Genomic DNA, 14887 nt, shown 5'->3' with positions numbered 1-14887 from the left:
CACCCCGTTCGTCGACGGCACGTTCCCGACGCACTGTATCCACGCGTGTCACTGAGTTGGTGTCAGATGCCCGTCGAGCCAGGCGAACGCGGCATCCTGCATCTCCGCCGGGAACGCGTGTCCGAGCTCCGGCCAGACCCGGGTGACCAGGTGATCCCCGGCCCGCTGCGACTCCCAGACGGCACGCATCTTCGTGTACGCGACCCGCACTCCCTCGGCGGTGAACAGGGTGTCGGCTCCGCCGTTGAAGACGAGCATCGGACGGGGTGCGGCGATGCTCGCCACGTCGGGGATATCGAGGAACCGGGGCAGGCCGGGGTGCAGCATGAAGAACGCCGACTGGCCGCGCAGCGTGTTGTTGCCGGGCACCATCATCTCCTTCAGCCCGGTCATCCAGCAGATCGAGACGGTCGCCGCGATGGCGTCGGAGAGCGCCGCCACCTGCCAGGCGCGGTACCCGCCCATCGAGAAGCCGACCGCGGCCACCCGTCGCCGGTCCACCTCCGGCAGCCCGGCCAGCATCGCCGCCGCCCGGACGTCCTCCCTGGCCGTCAACCCGGCCAGGGAGCCGCCGAGGTTGAAGAAATTCGACGCCAGGGCCTGCTGGCCGTCGTACGCGAGATCGCCCCGGTCGCCCCAGCCGAGCGCGTCGACGGCGAGGACCGCGTACCCGCGCCGGGCCAGCTCGTCGCCGGGGAACCGGCCGGAGAAGTACCGCTGTGACCAGGCCTGCGCCGACGCCAGCCGGACCGGGTCGCTCCACGGTGCGACCAGCTTCTCCTTGCCGATGTCGAACTTGGCGCCGTGATCGTGCAGCAGCAGCGCGGCGGGGAACGGCCCGGGGCCGTCCGGCACCAGCATCGACGCGCGGACCCGGCTGTGCCGGGTGACCGAGAACAGCAGGGTGCGCCGCCGGTAGCCGTCGGCCTGCTGCTCGTCGACGATCTCCACGTCGAACGGGGTGTCGTCGGCCGGCTGCCACAGCAGCTCCTCGACCTTGGCGCGGGCCTGCCGTTTCCAGGCGCGGAAGCCCCGGCCCCAGGTGTCGCGGCCGGGCCGGTTGCGCGGATCGGTCCAGGCCAGCGGGAAGGTCAGCTCGTCCTTGAGCCGTCCGGCGAAGGCGGGCATGTTCCCGGCGACGATCTCCGGGCTCGCGGTGGCCTCTTTCGCCGCGGCGTTTCCGGCCACGGTGGCGTCTTTCGCCGCGGCGTTTCCGGCCGCGGTGGCGGGGGCGGGTGTTCCGGCTGCGGCGATCGGGGTGACGGCCAGTGCCGCGGCGGGCAGGGTGACGAAGACGCGCCGTTTCATGCAACCTCCATCGTCGACTCTTATTGACGAGTGTGAATTTAATGACTAAGAATGCCGTAGGAAAGCCCTTTCCCGCAGATCGCAGCCGTGACGACCGGAGGTGCGGCCATGCGCCGACGCAGGTTCCTCGAGCTCTCGGCCGGCCTCGGTGCCGCCGCCGGCCTGGCCGCCCAGGGCGGTCCGGCCCGCGCGGGCGGCCACCACTGGGACCTCGTCGTTGCCGCCGACGGCACCGGTGACCACACCAGCGTCCAGGCCGCGATCGACGCCGTCCCGGACGGTGCCACCAGTCCCGTCCGCATCGGCGTGCGCCCCGGCACCTACCTCGGCCAGGTGATCGTCCCGGCCGCCAAGACCCACGTCGAGCTGCACGGACTCGGCCACCGGCCGTCCGATGCGGTGATCGCCGACGACCGGGCCAACGGCACGCCGAAACCCGGCGGCGGCACCTGGGGCACCTCCGGAAGTGCCTCGGTCACCGTCGACGGCGCCGGGTTCCGGGCCGTCAACCTGACCTTCGCGAACCTGTTCGACGAGGCCGCCCACCCGGAGATCACCAACCGGCAGGCGGTCGCCGTGCTCACCCGCGCCGACCGCCTCGTCTTCGACCGGGTGCGGTTCCTCGCCAACCAGGACACGCTCTACGTCAACAGCACGGCGGCGGCCGTGGTGGCCCGCTCCTACTTCCGGGACTGCTACGTCGAGGGCGACGTCGACTTCATCTTCGGCCGGGGCACCGCGGTCTTCGACCGCACCCGCGTCCACTCCCTCGACCGGGGAAGCATCCCCAACGGGTACGTGACCGCGCCCAGCACCGACATCACCAACCCGTACGGTCTGCTCTTCCAGCACTGCCGGTTCACCGCGGACGCGCCGGACGGCACCGTCCTGCTGGGCCGCCCCTGGCACCCCGGTCAGGACCCGAACGCGATCGGCGCGACGATCATCCGGGAGTCCTGGATCGGCGCGCACATCCCGGCCACCCCCTGGGTCGATTTCGGTACTTGGCCCTGGGAGGACGCCCGGTTCGCGGAATACCGCAACTTCGGTCCCGGCGCGGCGGTGACACCGGACCGTCCCCAGCTGACCCGGGACGAGGCGGCCGCCCTCACCGCCACCACCCACCTGCGCGGCGCCGACGGCTGGGCACCCCACCTGTGCCCGTGAGCCGTCCCGTCCGGTCCGTGGGCGTCTCACCTGCGCGGCGCCGACGGATGGCCGCCCCACCCGCGTCCGTGAACCGTCGGCGCCGTGCCGGTGCGCGCCGATCGCCACCCGCGTGGACCCGCGACGCGGACGCCATTGTGAAACCCGGGCCGGGCGCCGACCAGACACCTGTCGCAAAGCCGTCGCCGCAGGCCCGGGCGGTCCCCCCGTGCGGGTGATCAGTACCGGCCAAGCCCCGGTCCCGCTCTTATGCTCGGCGCGTGCCTGTCTCGCGGAAGCGCAAGAAGTCCCGCAAGTCGCCCGCGTCGATCCGGGCCGACCGGCGCCGGGAACACCTCAAGCAGGTGCGGGCGGCGAAGACGGTGCGGGTCGTCCTCGACGACCTGGCGCGGGCCGACGCCCAGCGGGTCCGTGCGGCCCTGCCGGCGGCCCGGGAGTTCGTCGCGGACCTGGCCGCCTCGACAGCCACCGGCGCCGGCCTCGAGGACGAGTTGTGCGCCCGGCTCGGCCCGCTCCTGGCCCGCCTGGGCGAACGCCGCGGCGCCGACCACATCGGACCGGACCACTTCGCGGAGGCGGCGGTCGCCGCGGCCCGCGAGGCGATAGCCCACGAGGTCCGCGACTCCGGCAGACCCCGGGAGGCCCGCGATCGCGGCGGAGCTGACGAATCGCGGCGGGCCGGGCCGGAACGTGTTCTCGCCGCCCTGGCCGCGATCCTGCCCGAACGGCTGCGTGAACAACTGGCGCTCTACTCGCCGACGAGCCCCGGACCGGCCGGTGAGGTGCTCTGGACCCGGGACCGGTACGGCAGCCGGTTCGCGGTCGCCGCACTCTACGAGACGCCGGGCGGCCCGGCCCGCTGGTATCTCTGGGACGTCGACGCCTGCACGGGCACGCCGGTCCCGGTGCATGGCGGGTACTACGCCTCCCCGGAAGAAGCGCTGGCCGCCTGGCAGGTCGGCGTCGGTGCGGTGGCGGCCGGCGGCACCTCCTGGCGCAAAGCCGACGACTGGCGCCTGCTCGAGGAGATCCTGCCGGTGTGGGACGGGATGCCGCTGCTCGGCGGGGAGTCCGCCGAGCAGTTGGCCGAACACCACCGTTCTCGTAAGCTCGCCGAACTCGTCCTGGACCTGCCCGGTGTCTACCCGGTGACCCGTCCGGAGAACGTCGTCGGGCGGGCTGCGGAGAGTTTCCTGGCCTGGCGCAGGCGGCGTCCCGAAGCCGATCCCGTCGAGCCGTGGAAGCCCTCCGGTGCCCAGGACTCGGCCGGATCTCCCGGGTGGTCCGAGCGGATCGTTCCCGGTGAGAGGCCCAGCCCGGCGGAGAGGACCGGCCGGGGCGAACCTGATGCGATGGGGGAGCCGGACGAACTGCGCGATCTGGCCGAGACGCTGGCCGGGGCGTGGCCGTCCGAGGTGGAGCTGCTGCACGAGACCTGTTCGCCGCACCGGGTGGCGCACGTCGTCGAGACGATCCGGCGGGACCATGAGTCCGCCTGGGCCGGTGCGGTGCTCGCCCTCCTGCCCGGCTGGATCTCCTGGCTCGCCGAACGCGGCGGTACCCCGCCCGACCTGACCGCCCGCTCGATCCTGGTGGCCCGCGGCGAACCCCGCCGCCCGATGGGCGCCGCCCGCCCCACCCGCGTCATCGAATGAGCCGGCCGGCGGGGGAGGGCCGTGGTTCCTCGGCGGTCACCTGGTGTCCTCCGCCATAACCTGTTCTAGTTGTTGCGAGGCTGTCATGCGGGTGCCGGAGAAGATCTAGGAGGAGGCATGCCCAAGGTGAGCGTCTCGGTGACCGCCCCGGCCGACCCCGCCGAGGTGTGGCAGCTGGTCACCGACCTGCCCCGGACCCCGGAATGGAACAGCATGCACCAGGGCTTCGTCGGTGATCTGCCGCCGGCTCTCGAGGCGGGCAGCACGTGGCGGCAGAAGGTCAAGCTGATGGGGATGCCGGCCGAGATGGCCTGGCGGGTGACCACCGCCGACGTGCCGCACCACTTCGAGGCCGCCGGCGACGGTCCGATGGGCGTCAATGCCAAGAACCGTTTCCTGATCGAACCCGGCCCGCAGGGCTCGAAGGTCACCTACGAGGTGGAGTTCGCCGGCCCGGCCATCAACGGTCCGATGGCCGCGATGTTGGAGAAACAGGCCGGTTCCGCCGCCCGGCAGTCCCTGGAGAGACTGGCGTCGCTGCTGGGCTGAGCCGCGACGGTCACTTCAGCAGCAGGCGGGTGGCCAGCTCGAGGTGGTCGACGACGTCGTTGGCCGAGGCCCGGCGGGTCACCCAGGCGACCAGGTTGGACAGCCACACGTCGCCGATCACCCGGGCCTTGGCGCGGTCGTCCGTGGTGGGCTCGCCGCCTCTATCGGGAGCGGGCGGCCGGGCTGTTCCTCGAGGTGGCCTGAACAGGGGATCAGCCGGTCGCGGGCGTCTCCTAAGCTGTGGCGCGGAGATGGTCCGGACCGGGCCGCCGCATACGGGGGAGAGACCTTGCTGACGAAGGTGGCACTGCTCACGGCCATACCGCTGACCGCCCTGACGCTCGTCGCGGGCTGCGGCTCGGACGCCGAGCCGGAGGCCGGGCAGACACCGGCGGTCGCCGGGTCCGGCCCGGCGGCGTCCACCGCTCCGGCGGGCGACGACGGCACCGCCACCGGCGGTGCGGAGGGTGAGCCCGCCGACGAGGACACCGGCGACCCGCAGGCCGGGGTGGAGGACGGCGCGGACCTCGCCGCGATCGGCGACGCCGGCGACTGGGACGCGATGGTCGCCGACTGCGCGAACGACGATCAGGAGGCCGTCGTCCAGCAGGTCGTCAACGCCGACGTGACCGGTGACGGCAAGCCGGATGCCCTGGTCGCGCGGACGTGTGACGCGTCGACGTCGTACTACCCGTCGACCGTGGAGATCTTCGACGGTTCGTCGCCGTCGGCCCGGCCGTGGCGGGTCGGCACGCTGCTCTCCGACGTCGGGCCGACCGACCAGCCGTGGCTGACCGGGCTGAAGGTCAGCGGTGGCGTGGTGACCGTCACCGCGAACGGTGTGGACGCCAAGGGCAGCAACGCCTGCCCCAACCTGAAGCTGACCTACCGGTACAAGCTGTCCGGCACCCAGTTCAAGCGTCTCGACCGGCAGGCGACCACCTCCACCGAGTGCCTCCCGGTCGGCTGACCGTCTCCTCGGCGCGGCGGCTGACACGAAGCGGCCGGCCCTGACACGAAGCGGCCGCCGGGAGGACTCCTCCCGGCGGCCGTCGGCTTACGAAGGGCGTCTCACTCGGCGGTCTTGGCCTCGACGGCGCGGTCGCCGTTGACAGCGGTGCCGCCCGTGCCGGAGCCGAGCGCGCTGCCCGCACCCAGCTTGGCGAGCAGACCGGTCAGGTCGATGCCGGTCAGGTCGCTGCCCAGCTGCAGACCCTGCGCCACGTTGCCGGCCACCGACTTGGTGATCGAGCTCGCGCCGTCGGTCGAGATCACGGTCATCTTGTCGATCGCGCCGATCGGGGCGCTGGCCGCCTCGACGACCTGCGGCAGCACCTTGACCAGCAGGTCGATGACGGCCGCGTCACCGTAGGCGGCGAACGCCTCGGCCTTGCGCGCCATCGCCTCGGCCTCGGCCTGGCCCTTCGCGAGGATCGCGGCCGCCTCGGCCTGACCCTCACGCTCGATCGCCTCGGCGATGGCGGAACGACGACGCTGCTCCGCCTCACCCTCCTTGGCACCCTCGATCGCGTTGGCCTCGGCCAGCGCGGCACGACGGGCCCGCTCACCCTCACCGGTCAGGCGGGCCTGCTCGGCCTGCGCCTGCGCGCCGGCGATGGTGGCCTGACGCTGGGCGTCGGCGCCGAGGACGGCGGCGCTGCGGGCGGCCTCCGCCTCCTGCTCGACGCGGTACCGCTGGGCGTCGGCCGGGCGGCGGATCTCGGTGTCCAGCTGACGCTGCTTGAGCTCGGCGTTCTGCTCGGCGACCTTCTGCTGCTCGGCCAGGATCTTCTGGTCGCGCTCGGCCTGGGCCAGCGGGCCGGCCGCGGCGGACTGGGCCTTCGCGGCGTCGATCTCGGCCTGGATGCTGGCCTGCTTCAGCGACAGGTTCCGGTTGGCCTCGGCGATGGCCTCCTCGGCGAGCAGGCGCTCCTGCTCGGCGGCCTGCCGGGCGCGGGCCTCGGCGATCGCCGCGTCCTTGAGCACGCGGGCCGCCTCGGGCCGGCCCAGGTCCTGCAGGTAGGAGCCCTCGGCGACGATGTCCTGCAGCTGGAAGGCGTCGAGCACCAGACCCTGGTTGGTCATCGAGTGCTCGGCCTCCTCGGCGACCGCGCTGGCGAACGCCGCCCGATCCCGGATGATCTCCTCGATGGTCAGGCGCCCGACGATCGACCGCAGCGCGCCGGCCAGCACCTCACGGGTGAAGTCCTCGATCTCGTCCTGCTGGTGCAGGAAGCGCTGCGCGGCGGCCCGGATCGCGCCCTCGGTGCCACCGACCTTGACGATCGCGACGCCGTGCAGCTCGGCACGGATGCCCTGCTTGGAGACGGCGCCCTTGATGCTGACGTCGATGCGGCGGCTGGACAGGTCGAGCGACTGCAGCTTCTGGACGACCGGCAGCACGAACACCGACGCGCCCATGACGACCTTCTGCCCGGACATGTCGGTGGTGCTGGTGCCGTCCAGGGACTGCGTCGTCCGGCCCTTGCGGCCGGTGATGATGAACGCCTCGTTCGGCCCGGCCACCTTGATGCGGGAGAGCACGAACACGACGAGGAGGACGACCAGCAGCACCACGCCGCCGACGGCCAAAACGATGGAGGACATCTATGCCTTTCCTACCGGGAAGGGGTTTCACTGCTTTTCTGGAAGGGGGGTGTCATCCCTGGATCGCGCGGGTCTCCTCGACGACGACGCTGGTCTCGCTGGCCGCCTCGACCACGAAGACCTGCGCGCCGATCGGGATGGCCTGAACGGCACGGGCGTTGAGTTTCACCGGCTGCCCGCCGAGCCGGATGCGCACCTCGCCGTAACCGCTGCCGGCCGGCACCGGGGTGACCACCACGCCGAGCGTGCCGACCAGGTCGTCGCGGGTCGGGGTGGCATCGGTGCGCATGTTGCGGGCGGCGCGGGCGAGGCGCCACGCGAGCCAGCCGGTGGGCACGGCCGCCGCGGCGCCGACAGCTGCCGCCGCCGCCAACATCACCGGGGTACGCGCACCGAACAGTTCCGTGGCCGCGGCGCCGGCGAACCCGAACGCGCCGAGGAAACCGGCCACCACCTCGAGGGAGACCGGCCCGCCGGCGTCCGGATGCCCGATGTGCAGCAATTCGCCGCCGAGCAGCGCCAGTGCCAGGAGCGCGACGCCGAAGCCGCCGATCACCAAGAACACCACCGTTGCCGTCGCCACCGGTCACCCTCCCCGTTCGTCCGGTCATTTACGCAGGTCGTCAGGGTAGAACAGGCGCGCCAGCGATACATGGGCCGTACGGCCACCACGCACGAGGCGCTGATCACTCCCGGCGGACCGCGTATCGTCCCGGTCGAATATTCGCGATGTTCGCTTGACGGGGGCGACGGTGCTGGATTTCGCCGACTATCGTGCGTTTGCGGACGATCTCATGCGGGCCTGGTTCCGGCGGGTCGGGCCGATCACCGCTGCGGAGTACGCGACGGTCCGCGCCGACGCCCGCACGGTGTGGACGACGGTGGCGGGCCGTCCGGTCCCGGCGATCGCGCCGGTGGAACTGCTGGCCGACTTCGATCTCGAGCGGTGCCGGGTGCTGACCGGTGCCGACACGGTGTACGCCGAACTCCTGCCCCCGGATCTCCTCGGCCCGGGGGTGCTCCCGTCTCCGCGGATCAGGGCCCGTCCCGAACCGGGGACCGGACAGCCGGGGTGGGCGGGGTTCGACGATCCGCGGCTGGCGGCGGCGCACCGGCCGGCCGGGCTGGACCTGCTGACGATCACGATCGGGGAGCCGGGCGTGCCGTGGGGCGACATGGCGACACTGCGGGAGGCGGTGGCCGGCTCGACGGGTGACCTGCGGTTCCGGACCGGGCCCCAGGTGCGGGCGGCGGGACTGACCGACGAGCTGTGGAAACTCAACCGGTCCCGGTTCGAGGCGGCGCTGAGCCCGTACCATCCGATGGCGATGTCCGGTGACCGCGACGAGTACGAAGCGCTGCTGACCGCCCCGGACACGCTGGTGGCGGTCTGGTCCGACGAGGGCCGGGTCACCGCCTACGGGTCGCTGCTCGGTGGCGTGCCACCGTGGCACAACCCGCGGCATCCCATCGTGGCGGAGGCCCCGGTGGGCGGGTGCGCCTACTTCAACGAGATCATCAGCGTGCGTCCGGGTGTGGCGTCGGCGGTCCGGATGCTGGCCTCGTTCTTTCGGCTGCCCGCCCTGGTCGGGCGGCGATACACGGTGCGTTTCGAGGTCACCAACTACTCACGACGGTATGTCCCGCGGATCGCCGGGCGTGCGCTCGCCGAGACCGGGGCGGTGGTCTCGTCGCCGCTGCGGACGGCGGGCACGGTCACGTACGCCTACACCTGTTCCGGCGGGCGCCCGACGGGTCGACTCCGGTAGTGAACCGGCGGACGGCATCCCGGTGCGCCGTCCGGCCCGGCTTGCGGAACCGCACCGGCGCCTGCGGAGACCGGAGTGTCACAGCCAGTCGATGTCGGCGAAGTCGATGTCGACCGGGAACGGGACGGACAGTTTCAGGCGTTCGTGGAAGATGCCCATCAGCAGGTACTGGCAGGTGGCCGGATCCAGTTCGTAGACGTAGACCGTGACCCGCCCGTCCACCTCCTCGATGCGCCACAGGTGCGGGATGCCGGCCCGGGCGTACAACCGTGGTTTGGCACTGCGGTCGCGTTCCGCGGAGGCGGGGGAGACCACCTCGGCGGCGAGGATCACGGCGTCCGCCGGGTACCACGTGGCCTCCGGGTCGACACCGGCCTCCGCGTGGATGACCATCGCGTCCGGTTCGGGCCGCTGGCGCCGGCCGAGCACCAGGGTCATCTCGCGGCGGACCCGGAAACGGGCCGGGGAGGCGCACCGGCGCAGCCCCTGGACGAGGACATCGAGCGCGAGAGTGTGAAATGCGGACTGGGGGCCACGGAGGACGAGGCTTCCGTCGATAAGCTCGGTGTGTGTCGGAACTCCGGGAATGCTGTCGAGGTCGGCGGTCGTGTAACCGTCGGTCGGCGGCCGTAGCCATTCGGGTGCCGGCCAGGCTTCGAAGCTAGACGTGGGACCAGTAGTCATGAGACTAGTTTAGAGGTGATCGGCCCCACTGGGCCATCCCCGATTCGGATGCATCCCGCAGAGATCCAGGTCGGGCCGGTTCCGCTCCCGGGAATTCACCCGTTGGTGGGCAACGGACCGGCTCGACGGCAGGCCGGCCGGCGCGGCGCGGCTGATCCCGGGCCGACCGCGGCCGGCCCATGGTGACCAGGACGACCCGTCCGCGCCGCTCGTTGGCGGACGACGGTCACCGCGACTCCCGCAGCAGGTGTTTCAGCACTTTGCCGGAGGCGTCGTGCGGCAGCTCGGCCCGCAGTTCCACGGTCCGCGGCACCTTGTATCCGGCGAGCTGCGCCCGGCAGTACTGCAGCACCTCGACGATCGCGACACCGTGGCCGGCCCGGGGCACCACGAACGCCTTGCCGATCTCGCCGAGTCGCCGGTCCGGAACGCCGATCACGGCCGCCTCGGCGACTCCGGGCAGACCGGCGAGGACCCGTTCCACCTCGGCGGGATACACGGTGAAGCCGCCGCACACGTACATGTCCTTGATCCGGTCGGTGACGGTCAGGTTGCCGTGCTCGTCCAGCCGTCCCACGTCGCCGGTGTGCAGCCAGCCGTCCGCGTCGATCGCCGCGGCGGTGGCCTCCGGGTCGTCGAGGTAGCCGAGCATCAGGTTGGGCCCGCGCAGCAGCACCTCACCGCCGGGCCGGTCGATGCGCACCTCGAAGCCGGCCGCGGCCCGCCCGCTGGTGGACGCCACCGTCCGCACGTCGTCGCCGGGCCGGCACATCGTCGCCACCACGGCCTCGGTCAGCCCGTACGCCGTCAGCACCGTCCGGCACCCCAGGTCGTCCCGGATCCGCGTGACCAGCGACGGCGCGAGCATCGCCGCCTCGGTCACCGCCAGCCGCAGCGAGGACAGGTCGTGCCCGGTGCGGTCCGGATGGTCGAGCAGTCCGAGGTGGAGGGTGGGCGGGCCGGTCAGCACACTGATCCGTTCGGTCTCGACGAGGTCGAGGGTCCGGCCCGGATCGAACACCGCCTGCGGCACGATCGTCACCCCGCTGACCAGGCACGCCAGCAGCCCGGCCTTGAGCCCGAAGCCGCTGAAGAACGGGTTGACCATCAGGTAGCGGTCGCCCGGCCCGAGCCCGGCGATCTCCGCCCAGGCGGTGGCCACGCCGAGCGACTGCCGGTGGGTGCTCATGGCGCCCCGGCTGCGCCCGGTGGTGCCCGAGGTGAAAAGGATGTCGCTGACGTCGTCCGGCATGACCGCGACCGCGGCGGCCCGGATGCCGGGTTCCGCAGCGGCCCGGATGCCGGCGTCCTCGGCGGTGCGGATGCCGGGCTCCCCGGCGGTGTGGGCGCCGGGCTCTCCTGCGGCCCGGTCGAGCAGCTCGTCCCACGCGGCCAGGGAGATCACGATCTCCGGGAGCGGGCTGCCGGTGGCGCGCAGCTCGGCGAGCCGGTCGCGGCCGAGGAGCGGACCGGTGACGATCAGGACTCCGGCCCCGCTGCGGCCGATCACGTCGGCGGCCTCCAGCGCGCTGAGCCGGGTGTCGACCGGCACCAGAGTCGCACCGGCACAGCTCGCGCCGAGCGCGGCGAGGACCCACCGTGCGGTGTTCGGCGCCCAGATCGCGACCCGGTCGCCGGGTGCGGCGCCCGCCGCGGTCAGCGCCCGCGCCACCGTGCGGACCTGCTCGGCGAGCTCGGCGAACGTCCACCGGCCCTGTCCGGGATCGATCAGGGCGGGCGCGTCGCCGAACCGTCCGGCGGCCCACGCCACGGCTGCCGGAATGGTCTTGTCCATAAACATCTCCCGATGTTTACCGAGCAGATGCTCGGCCGGTAGGGCGAGCCTACGCACGACCGCGAGGGGACGCCAGTGAACGATCAGGCGTTCCGCGGAGAGGTCCGCGACCGGCTCGAGGCCGAGCCGGCTTGACCTTGACCTGCGGGTCAAGGTCTACCGTCGGCGCGTGTTGATCGGAGAGCTGGCCCGCGAGGCGGGAGTGACCATCAGGGCGTTGCGCTACTACGAGAAGGCCGGGCTGCTCACCCCGGCCCGGTCCGCGAACGGGTACCGCCACTACGACGAGGTGGCACTGCGCCAGGTGGCCCAGATCCGTGAACTGACCGCGCTCGGCCTCTCCGTGGAGGAGACCCGCCCGTTCGTGGAGTGCCTGGCCGGCGGCCACGACTCGGCGGACGAGTGCCCGGCGTCGCTGGCCGCCTATCGTGCCGCGATCGACGCGCTCTCCACCCGGATAGCCCGCCTGACCCGCTGGCGTGACGAGCTGGCCGGCCACCTGGACTCGGCCGCCACCCGCTCGTTCCCCGGCCCGTACCCGCACATCGATCTGCCGCCCGTCCCCGCGCCGGAAGCGGCCTGCCAGTTCACCCCGCACGTCCCTGAGCCCGTTCCCGCCTCGCGCGACTCGTCCGGTCCGTCCACCTCACCCGGAACTCCCGACGAGGCTGAGGCCCCCGATGAGCTGGTGCGACGGCTCACCGGCCGTCCGGTGCCCGCCCTGACGTTCCCCGACACCGGTGGCGGCACGGTCGACCTGACCGGACTCGGCGAGGGGCGGTCGGTCGTCTACCTCTATCCGCTCAGCGGCCGCCCCGGCGTCGACCTCCCGGACGGCTGGGACACCATTCCCGGCGCCCGTGGCTGCACCGCGCAGGCCTGCGCCTTCCGCGACCACCACCAGGACCTGCGTGCCGCCGGGGCCACGCACGTCTACGGGCTGTCCACGCAGAACACCGAGTATCAACGGGAACTCGTCGACCGCCTGCACCTGCCGTTCGCGATGCTCTCCGACGAGGCCTTCGGTCTCCGCGACGCACTGGGCCTGCCCACCTTCGAGGCCGGCGGCCGGCCGCTCCTCCGCAGGCTGACCCTGATCCTCCGCGGGTCCCGCATCGAACACGTCTTCTACCCGGTCGACCCGCCCGCCGACCACGCCACCCAGGTCCTCACCTGGCTGCGCGGCCGCCCCTGAACCGTTCGCCGGCCTGCCGGGACTCCGGCCGGGCGTCGTCCCGGCCGCAGCCCCGTCGATCAACGGCCGAGATGCTGAGGCGGGGACGTGAGAGTGCCGGCCCGAGCCGCGGCGATGGCGCTGTGGGCGGCCTGGTCGGCGTGGGCGGGCAGGAGGGGCGCACCGGTCAGGAGGCGGTAGTAGAGCGGCGCGGACACCGCCCGGATCACCTGCGCCGGGTCGGTCGCCGGTGGCAGGTCACCGCCGTCGACGGCGGTCCGCACCGCCGGCGCCCACTCGGCGACCCGGGTGTCGTAGAAGAGGCGCAGCGCCGCAGCCGTGTCCGCATCGGTGAGGGCCGCCGCGAGGATCGCCCGGAACAGCGGCCCCTGGCGCGGGTCGGTGAGTGTGCGCTGGACCAGGTGGGCGTTGGCCAGCAGGTCGCCCTCGAGGGTGCCGGTGTCGGCGCGGGGCAGCGACTGCGCGGCCATGTCCGCGAGCAGGTCGGCGATCAGGGCTTCGACGGTGCCCCAGCGCCGGTAGACCGTGGTCTTGCCGACGACCGCGCGCCGGGCCACGTCGGCCAGGTCGAGGCGGGCGAAGCCGTTCTCGATGAGCGCGTCCTCGGCGGCGCGGAGGACGGCGGCGCGGACCCGGGCGGTGCGTCCCCCCGGGCGGGCGCCGGGCGGTGTGGGCTCACTCATAACGGGACTCCAGTTCCATTAAATCCGAAGGATTGCTACCGTCGGCTCATCTTAACGGGACCTGGGTTCCTTTAAGGCGATGGAGGGTGACGATGGAACATCGGCAGCTCGGCGGGTCGGGACTTCGGGTGCCCGCGCTCAGCTTCGGCGCGGGGACGTTCGGCGGGCGGGGGCCGCTCTTCGGGGCCTGGGGCACCACCGACGTCAGCGAGGCCCGCCGCATGGTGGACATCTGCCTGGACGCGGGCGTGACGATGTTCGACACCGCCGACGTCTACTCGGACGGGGCCTCCGAGGAGGTGCTCGGCACGGCGCTCAAGGGACGGCGGGACGCCGTGCTGATCTCGACCAAGACCGGACTGCCGACCGGCGACGGCCCCCGGGACGCCGGCACCTCGCGGCCCCGGCTGATCCGGGCCTGCGAGGACGCCCTGCGGAGGCTGGGCACCGACGTCATCGACCTGTTCCAGCTGCACGCGTTCGACGCGTCGACCCCGGTCGACGAGGTGCTGAGCGCCCTCGACGACCTGACGCGGGCCGGCAAGATCAGGTATGCCGGTGTCTCCAACTTCAGCGGCTGGCAGTTGATGAAGTCGCTGGCCGCCGCCGACCGGCACGGCCGTCCCCGCTACGTCGCCCACCAGGTGTACTACTCGCTGGCCGGCCGGGACTACGAGTGGGAACTGATGCCGCTGGCCCGCGACCAGCAGGTCGGCGCGCTGGTCTGGAGCCCGCTCGCCTGGGGCCGGCTGACCGGGCGGATCCGCCGGGGACGACCGCTGCCGGCCGGCAGCCGCCTGCACGCCACTGCGGACTTCGGGCCGCCGGTCGACGACGAACTGCTCTACCGGGTGGTGGACGCGCTGGACACGACGGCTGCGGAGACCGGCCGGACCGTTCCGCAGATCGCGCTCAACTGGCTGCTCACCCGGCCCACCGTGGCGTCGGTGCTCATCGGGGCGCGGACCGAGGAGCAGCTGCGGCAGAACCTCGGTGCGGTCGGCTGGGAACTGACCCCGGAACAACTCCGCCGGTTGGACGAGGCGAGTGCCGTCACCGCCCCGTACCCCTATTTCCCCTATCAGCGGCAGGAGGGGTTCGCCCGGCTCAACCCGCCGATGGTGACGACGAGAGCCCACTGAGGAACAGGTCCAGGCACCGCTCCGCGCCGGAGGTGATGGTGGGGGCCGGGTGCACCCGGCCCGTCGGCGCGCCGGGAACTGCACGACCATCCGCCTGGCCGGCCGGTCCGGTGCAGGCTGCCCCGGACCGTGGACTTCACCACCGCACCGCCCCGCGACCCGAACGGCGAACTGTACAAACGCTTGCTCCGGGACGCGTACCGGACAGGACGCGACCGGGCCATCCGAGGATGACAGGCCGGGCACAGCGCACGCCAAAACTCCGGTCCTAGCGTCACGGCGCGGCTCCACCGAGCTGCCGGGCTGCCGTGATGCCACGACGTCCCGTCTCTT

Annotated in this window: 13 protein-coding genes and 1 pseudogene; 7 read left to right on the top strand and 7 right to left on the bottom strand. The window is 72.6% G+C overall.

Going from position 1 to position 14887, the window contains the following annotated elements:
* Positions 1–48: 48 nt before the first annotated feature.
* Entirely contained in the window at positions 49–1308 is a 1260-nt protein-coding gene (locus WH85_RS13565) for a dienelactone hydrolase family protein (RefSeq protein ID WP_083448981.1), read from the bottom strand.
* A 108-nt stretch (positions 1309–1416) separates the two neighbouring features.
* Between WH85_RS13565 and WH85_RS13560 the strand changes: the two genes are divergently transcribed.
* The 3 genes from WH85_RS13560 (at position 1417) to WH85_RS13550 (ending at position 4679) form a co-directional block, all read left to right on the top strand.
* The gene (locus WH85_RS13560) at positions 1417–2475 is read left to right on the top strand and encodes a pectinesterase family protein (RefSeq protein WP_045742177.1); all 1059 of its coding nucleotides are present in this window, start codon (positions 1417–1419) and stop codon (positions 2473–2475) included.
* 260 nt (positions 2476–2735) lie between these two features.
* Positions 2736–4130 (top strand): hypothetical protein, encoded by a 1395-nt coding sequence (locus WH85_RS13555; RefSeq protein ID WP_045742176.1) that lies wholly within the window; start codon positions 2736–2738, stop codon positions 4128–4130.
* A gap of 117 nt (positions 4131–4247) precedes the next feature.
* Positions 4248–4679 (top strand): type II toxin-antitoxin system Rv0910 family toxin, encoded by a 432-nt coding sequence (locus tag WH85_RS13550; RefSeq protein WP_045742175.1) that lies wholly within the window; start codon positions 4248–4250, stop codon positions 4677–4679.
* A 10-nt stretch (positions 4680–4689) separates the two neighbouring features.
* On the opposite strand, the pseudogene WH85_RS48675 reads toward WH85_RS13550, so the two are convergent.
* A pseudogene (locus WH85_RS48675) lies at positions 4690–4842 on the bottom strand (TetR/AcrR family transcriptional regulator); the annotation flags it as partial.
* A gap of 126 nt (positions 4843–4968) precedes the next feature.
* On the opposite strand from WH85_RS48675, the gene WH85_RS13545 reads away from it, so the two are divergent.
* Positions 4969–5649, top strand: a complete 681-nt coding sequence (locus tag WH85_RS13545; RefSeq protein WP_045742174.1) for a hypothetical protein — start codon at positions 4969–4971, stop codon at positions 5647–5649.
* A 101-nt stretch (positions 5650–5750) separates the two neighbouring features.
* On the opposite strand, the gene WH85_RS13540 is transcribed toward WH85_RS13545, so the two are convergent.
* Positions 5751–7286 (bottom strand): flotillin family protein, encoded by a 1536-nt coding sequence (locus tag WH85_RS13540; protein ID WP_045742173.1) that lies wholly within the window; start codon positions 7284–7286, stop codon positions 5751–5753.
* A gap of 52 nt (positions 7287–7338) precedes the next feature.
* On the bottom strand, positions 7339–7869 hold the full coding sequence (locus WH85_RS13535) for a hypothetical protein (protein WP_045742172.1): 531 nt from the start codon (positions 7867–7869) through the stop codon (positions 7339–7341).
* Between the two features lie 211 nt (positions 7870–8080).
* Here WH85_RS13535 and WH85_RS13530 point away from each other — a divergent pair, with 211 nt between their 5' ends.
* Positions 8081–9055, top strand: a complete 975-nt coding sequence (locus tag WH85_RS13530) for a hypothetical protein (RefSeq protein ID WP_157410971.1) — start codon at positions 8081–8083, stop codon at positions 9053–9055.
* A gap of 78 nt (positions 9056–9133) precedes the next feature.
* Here the strand turns inward: WH85_RS13530 and WH85_RS13525 are convergent, their stop codons facing one another.
* Together WH85_RS13525 and WH85_RS13520 are read right to left on the bottom strand one after the other, a co-directional pair.
* On the bottom strand, positions 9134–9739 hold the full coding sequence (locus tag WH85_RS13525; protein WP_045742170.1) for a Uma2 family endonuclease: 606 nt from the start codon (positions 9737–9739) through the stop codon (positions 9134–9136).
* A gap of 226 nt (positions 9740–9965) precedes the next feature.
* Positions 9966–11534 (bottom strand): FadD3 family acyl-CoA ligase, encoded by a 1569-nt coding sequence (locus tag WH85_RS13520; RefSeq protein ID WP_045742169.1) that lies wholly within the window; start codon positions 11532–11534, stop codon positions 9966–9968.
* A 169-nt stretch (positions 11535–11703) separates the two neighbouring features.
* Here WH85_RS13520 and WH85_RS13515 point away from each other — a divergent pair, with 169 nt between their 5' ends.
* The gene (locus tag WH85_RS13515) at positions 11704–12729 is read left to right on the top strand and encodes a MerR family transcriptional regulator (protein WP_045742168.1); all 1026 of its coding nucleotides are present in this window, start codon (positions 11704–11706) and stop codon (positions 12727–12729) included.
* A 59-nt stretch (positions 12730–12788) separates the two neighbouring features.
* On the opposite strand, the gene WH85_RS13510 is transcribed toward WH85_RS13515, so the two are convergent.
* Positions 12789–13412: a TetR/AcrR family transcriptional regulator gene (locus WH85_RS13510; RefSeq protein ID WP_045742167.1), complete on the bottom strand. Its 624-nt coding sequence runs from the start codon at positions 13410–13412 to the stop codon at positions 12789–12791.
* A 92-nt stretch (positions 13413–13504) separates the two neighbouring features.
* Between WH85_RS13510 and WH85_RS13505 the strand changes: the two genes are divergently transcribed.
* A complete protein-coding gene (locus tag WH85_RS13505; protein ID WP_045742166.1) occupies positions 13505–14554 on the top strand; it encodes an aldo/keto reductase in 1050 nt (349 codons plus the stop codon).
* The last annotated feature ends 333 nt before the right edge of the window (positions 14555–14887 follow it).

The organism is Actinoplanes rectilineatus (assembly GCF_000962825.1).
GTDB lineage: Bacteria > Actinomycetota > Actinomycetes > Mycobacteriales > Micromonosporaceae > Actinoplanes > Actinoplanes rectilineatus.
Note: the sequence above shows the minus strand (reverse complement) of the source record. Positions and strands in the feature narration are given on the sequence as shown.

Bases quoted from the DNA above. Each gene is read 5' to 3' on its own strand.
- WH85_RS13565 (WP_083448981.1), bottom strand. From the start codon at position 1,308: ATGAAACGGCGCGTCTTCGTCACCCTGCCCGCCGCGGCACTGGCCGTC.
- WH85_RS13560 (WP_045742177.1), top strand. From the start codon at position 1,417: ATGCGCCGACGCAGGTTCCTCGAGCTCTCGGCCGGCCTCGGTGCCGCC.
- WH85_RS13550 (WP_045742175.1), top strand. From the start codon at position 4,248: ATGCCCAAGGTGAGCGTCTCGGTGACCGCCCCGGCCGACCCCGCCGAG.
- WH85_RS13540 (WP_045742173.1), bottom strand. From the start codon at position 7,286: ATGTCCTCCATCGTTTTGGCCGTCGGCGGCGTGGTGCTGCTGGTCGTC.
- WH85_RS13530 (WP_157410971.1), top strand. From the start codon at position 8,081: ATGCGGGCCTGGTTCCGGCGGGTCGGGCCGATCACCGCTGCGGAGTAC.
- WH85_RS13525 (WP_045742170.1), bottom strand. From the start codon at position 9,739: ATGACTACTGGTCCCACGTCTAGCTTCGAAGCCTGGCCGGCACCCGAA.
- WH85_RS13520 (WP_045742169.1), bottom strand. From the start codon at position 11,534: ATGGACAAGACCATTCCGGCAGCCGTGGCGTGGGCCGCCGGACGGTTC.
- WH85_RS13510 (WP_045742167.1), bottom strand. From the start codon at position 13,412: ATGAGTGAGCCCACACCGCCCGGCGCCCGCCCGGGGGGACGCACCGCC.
- WH85_RS13505 (WP_045742166.1), top strand. From the start codon at position 13,505: ATGGAACATCGGCAGCTCGGCGGGTCGGGACTTCGGGTGCCCGCGCTC.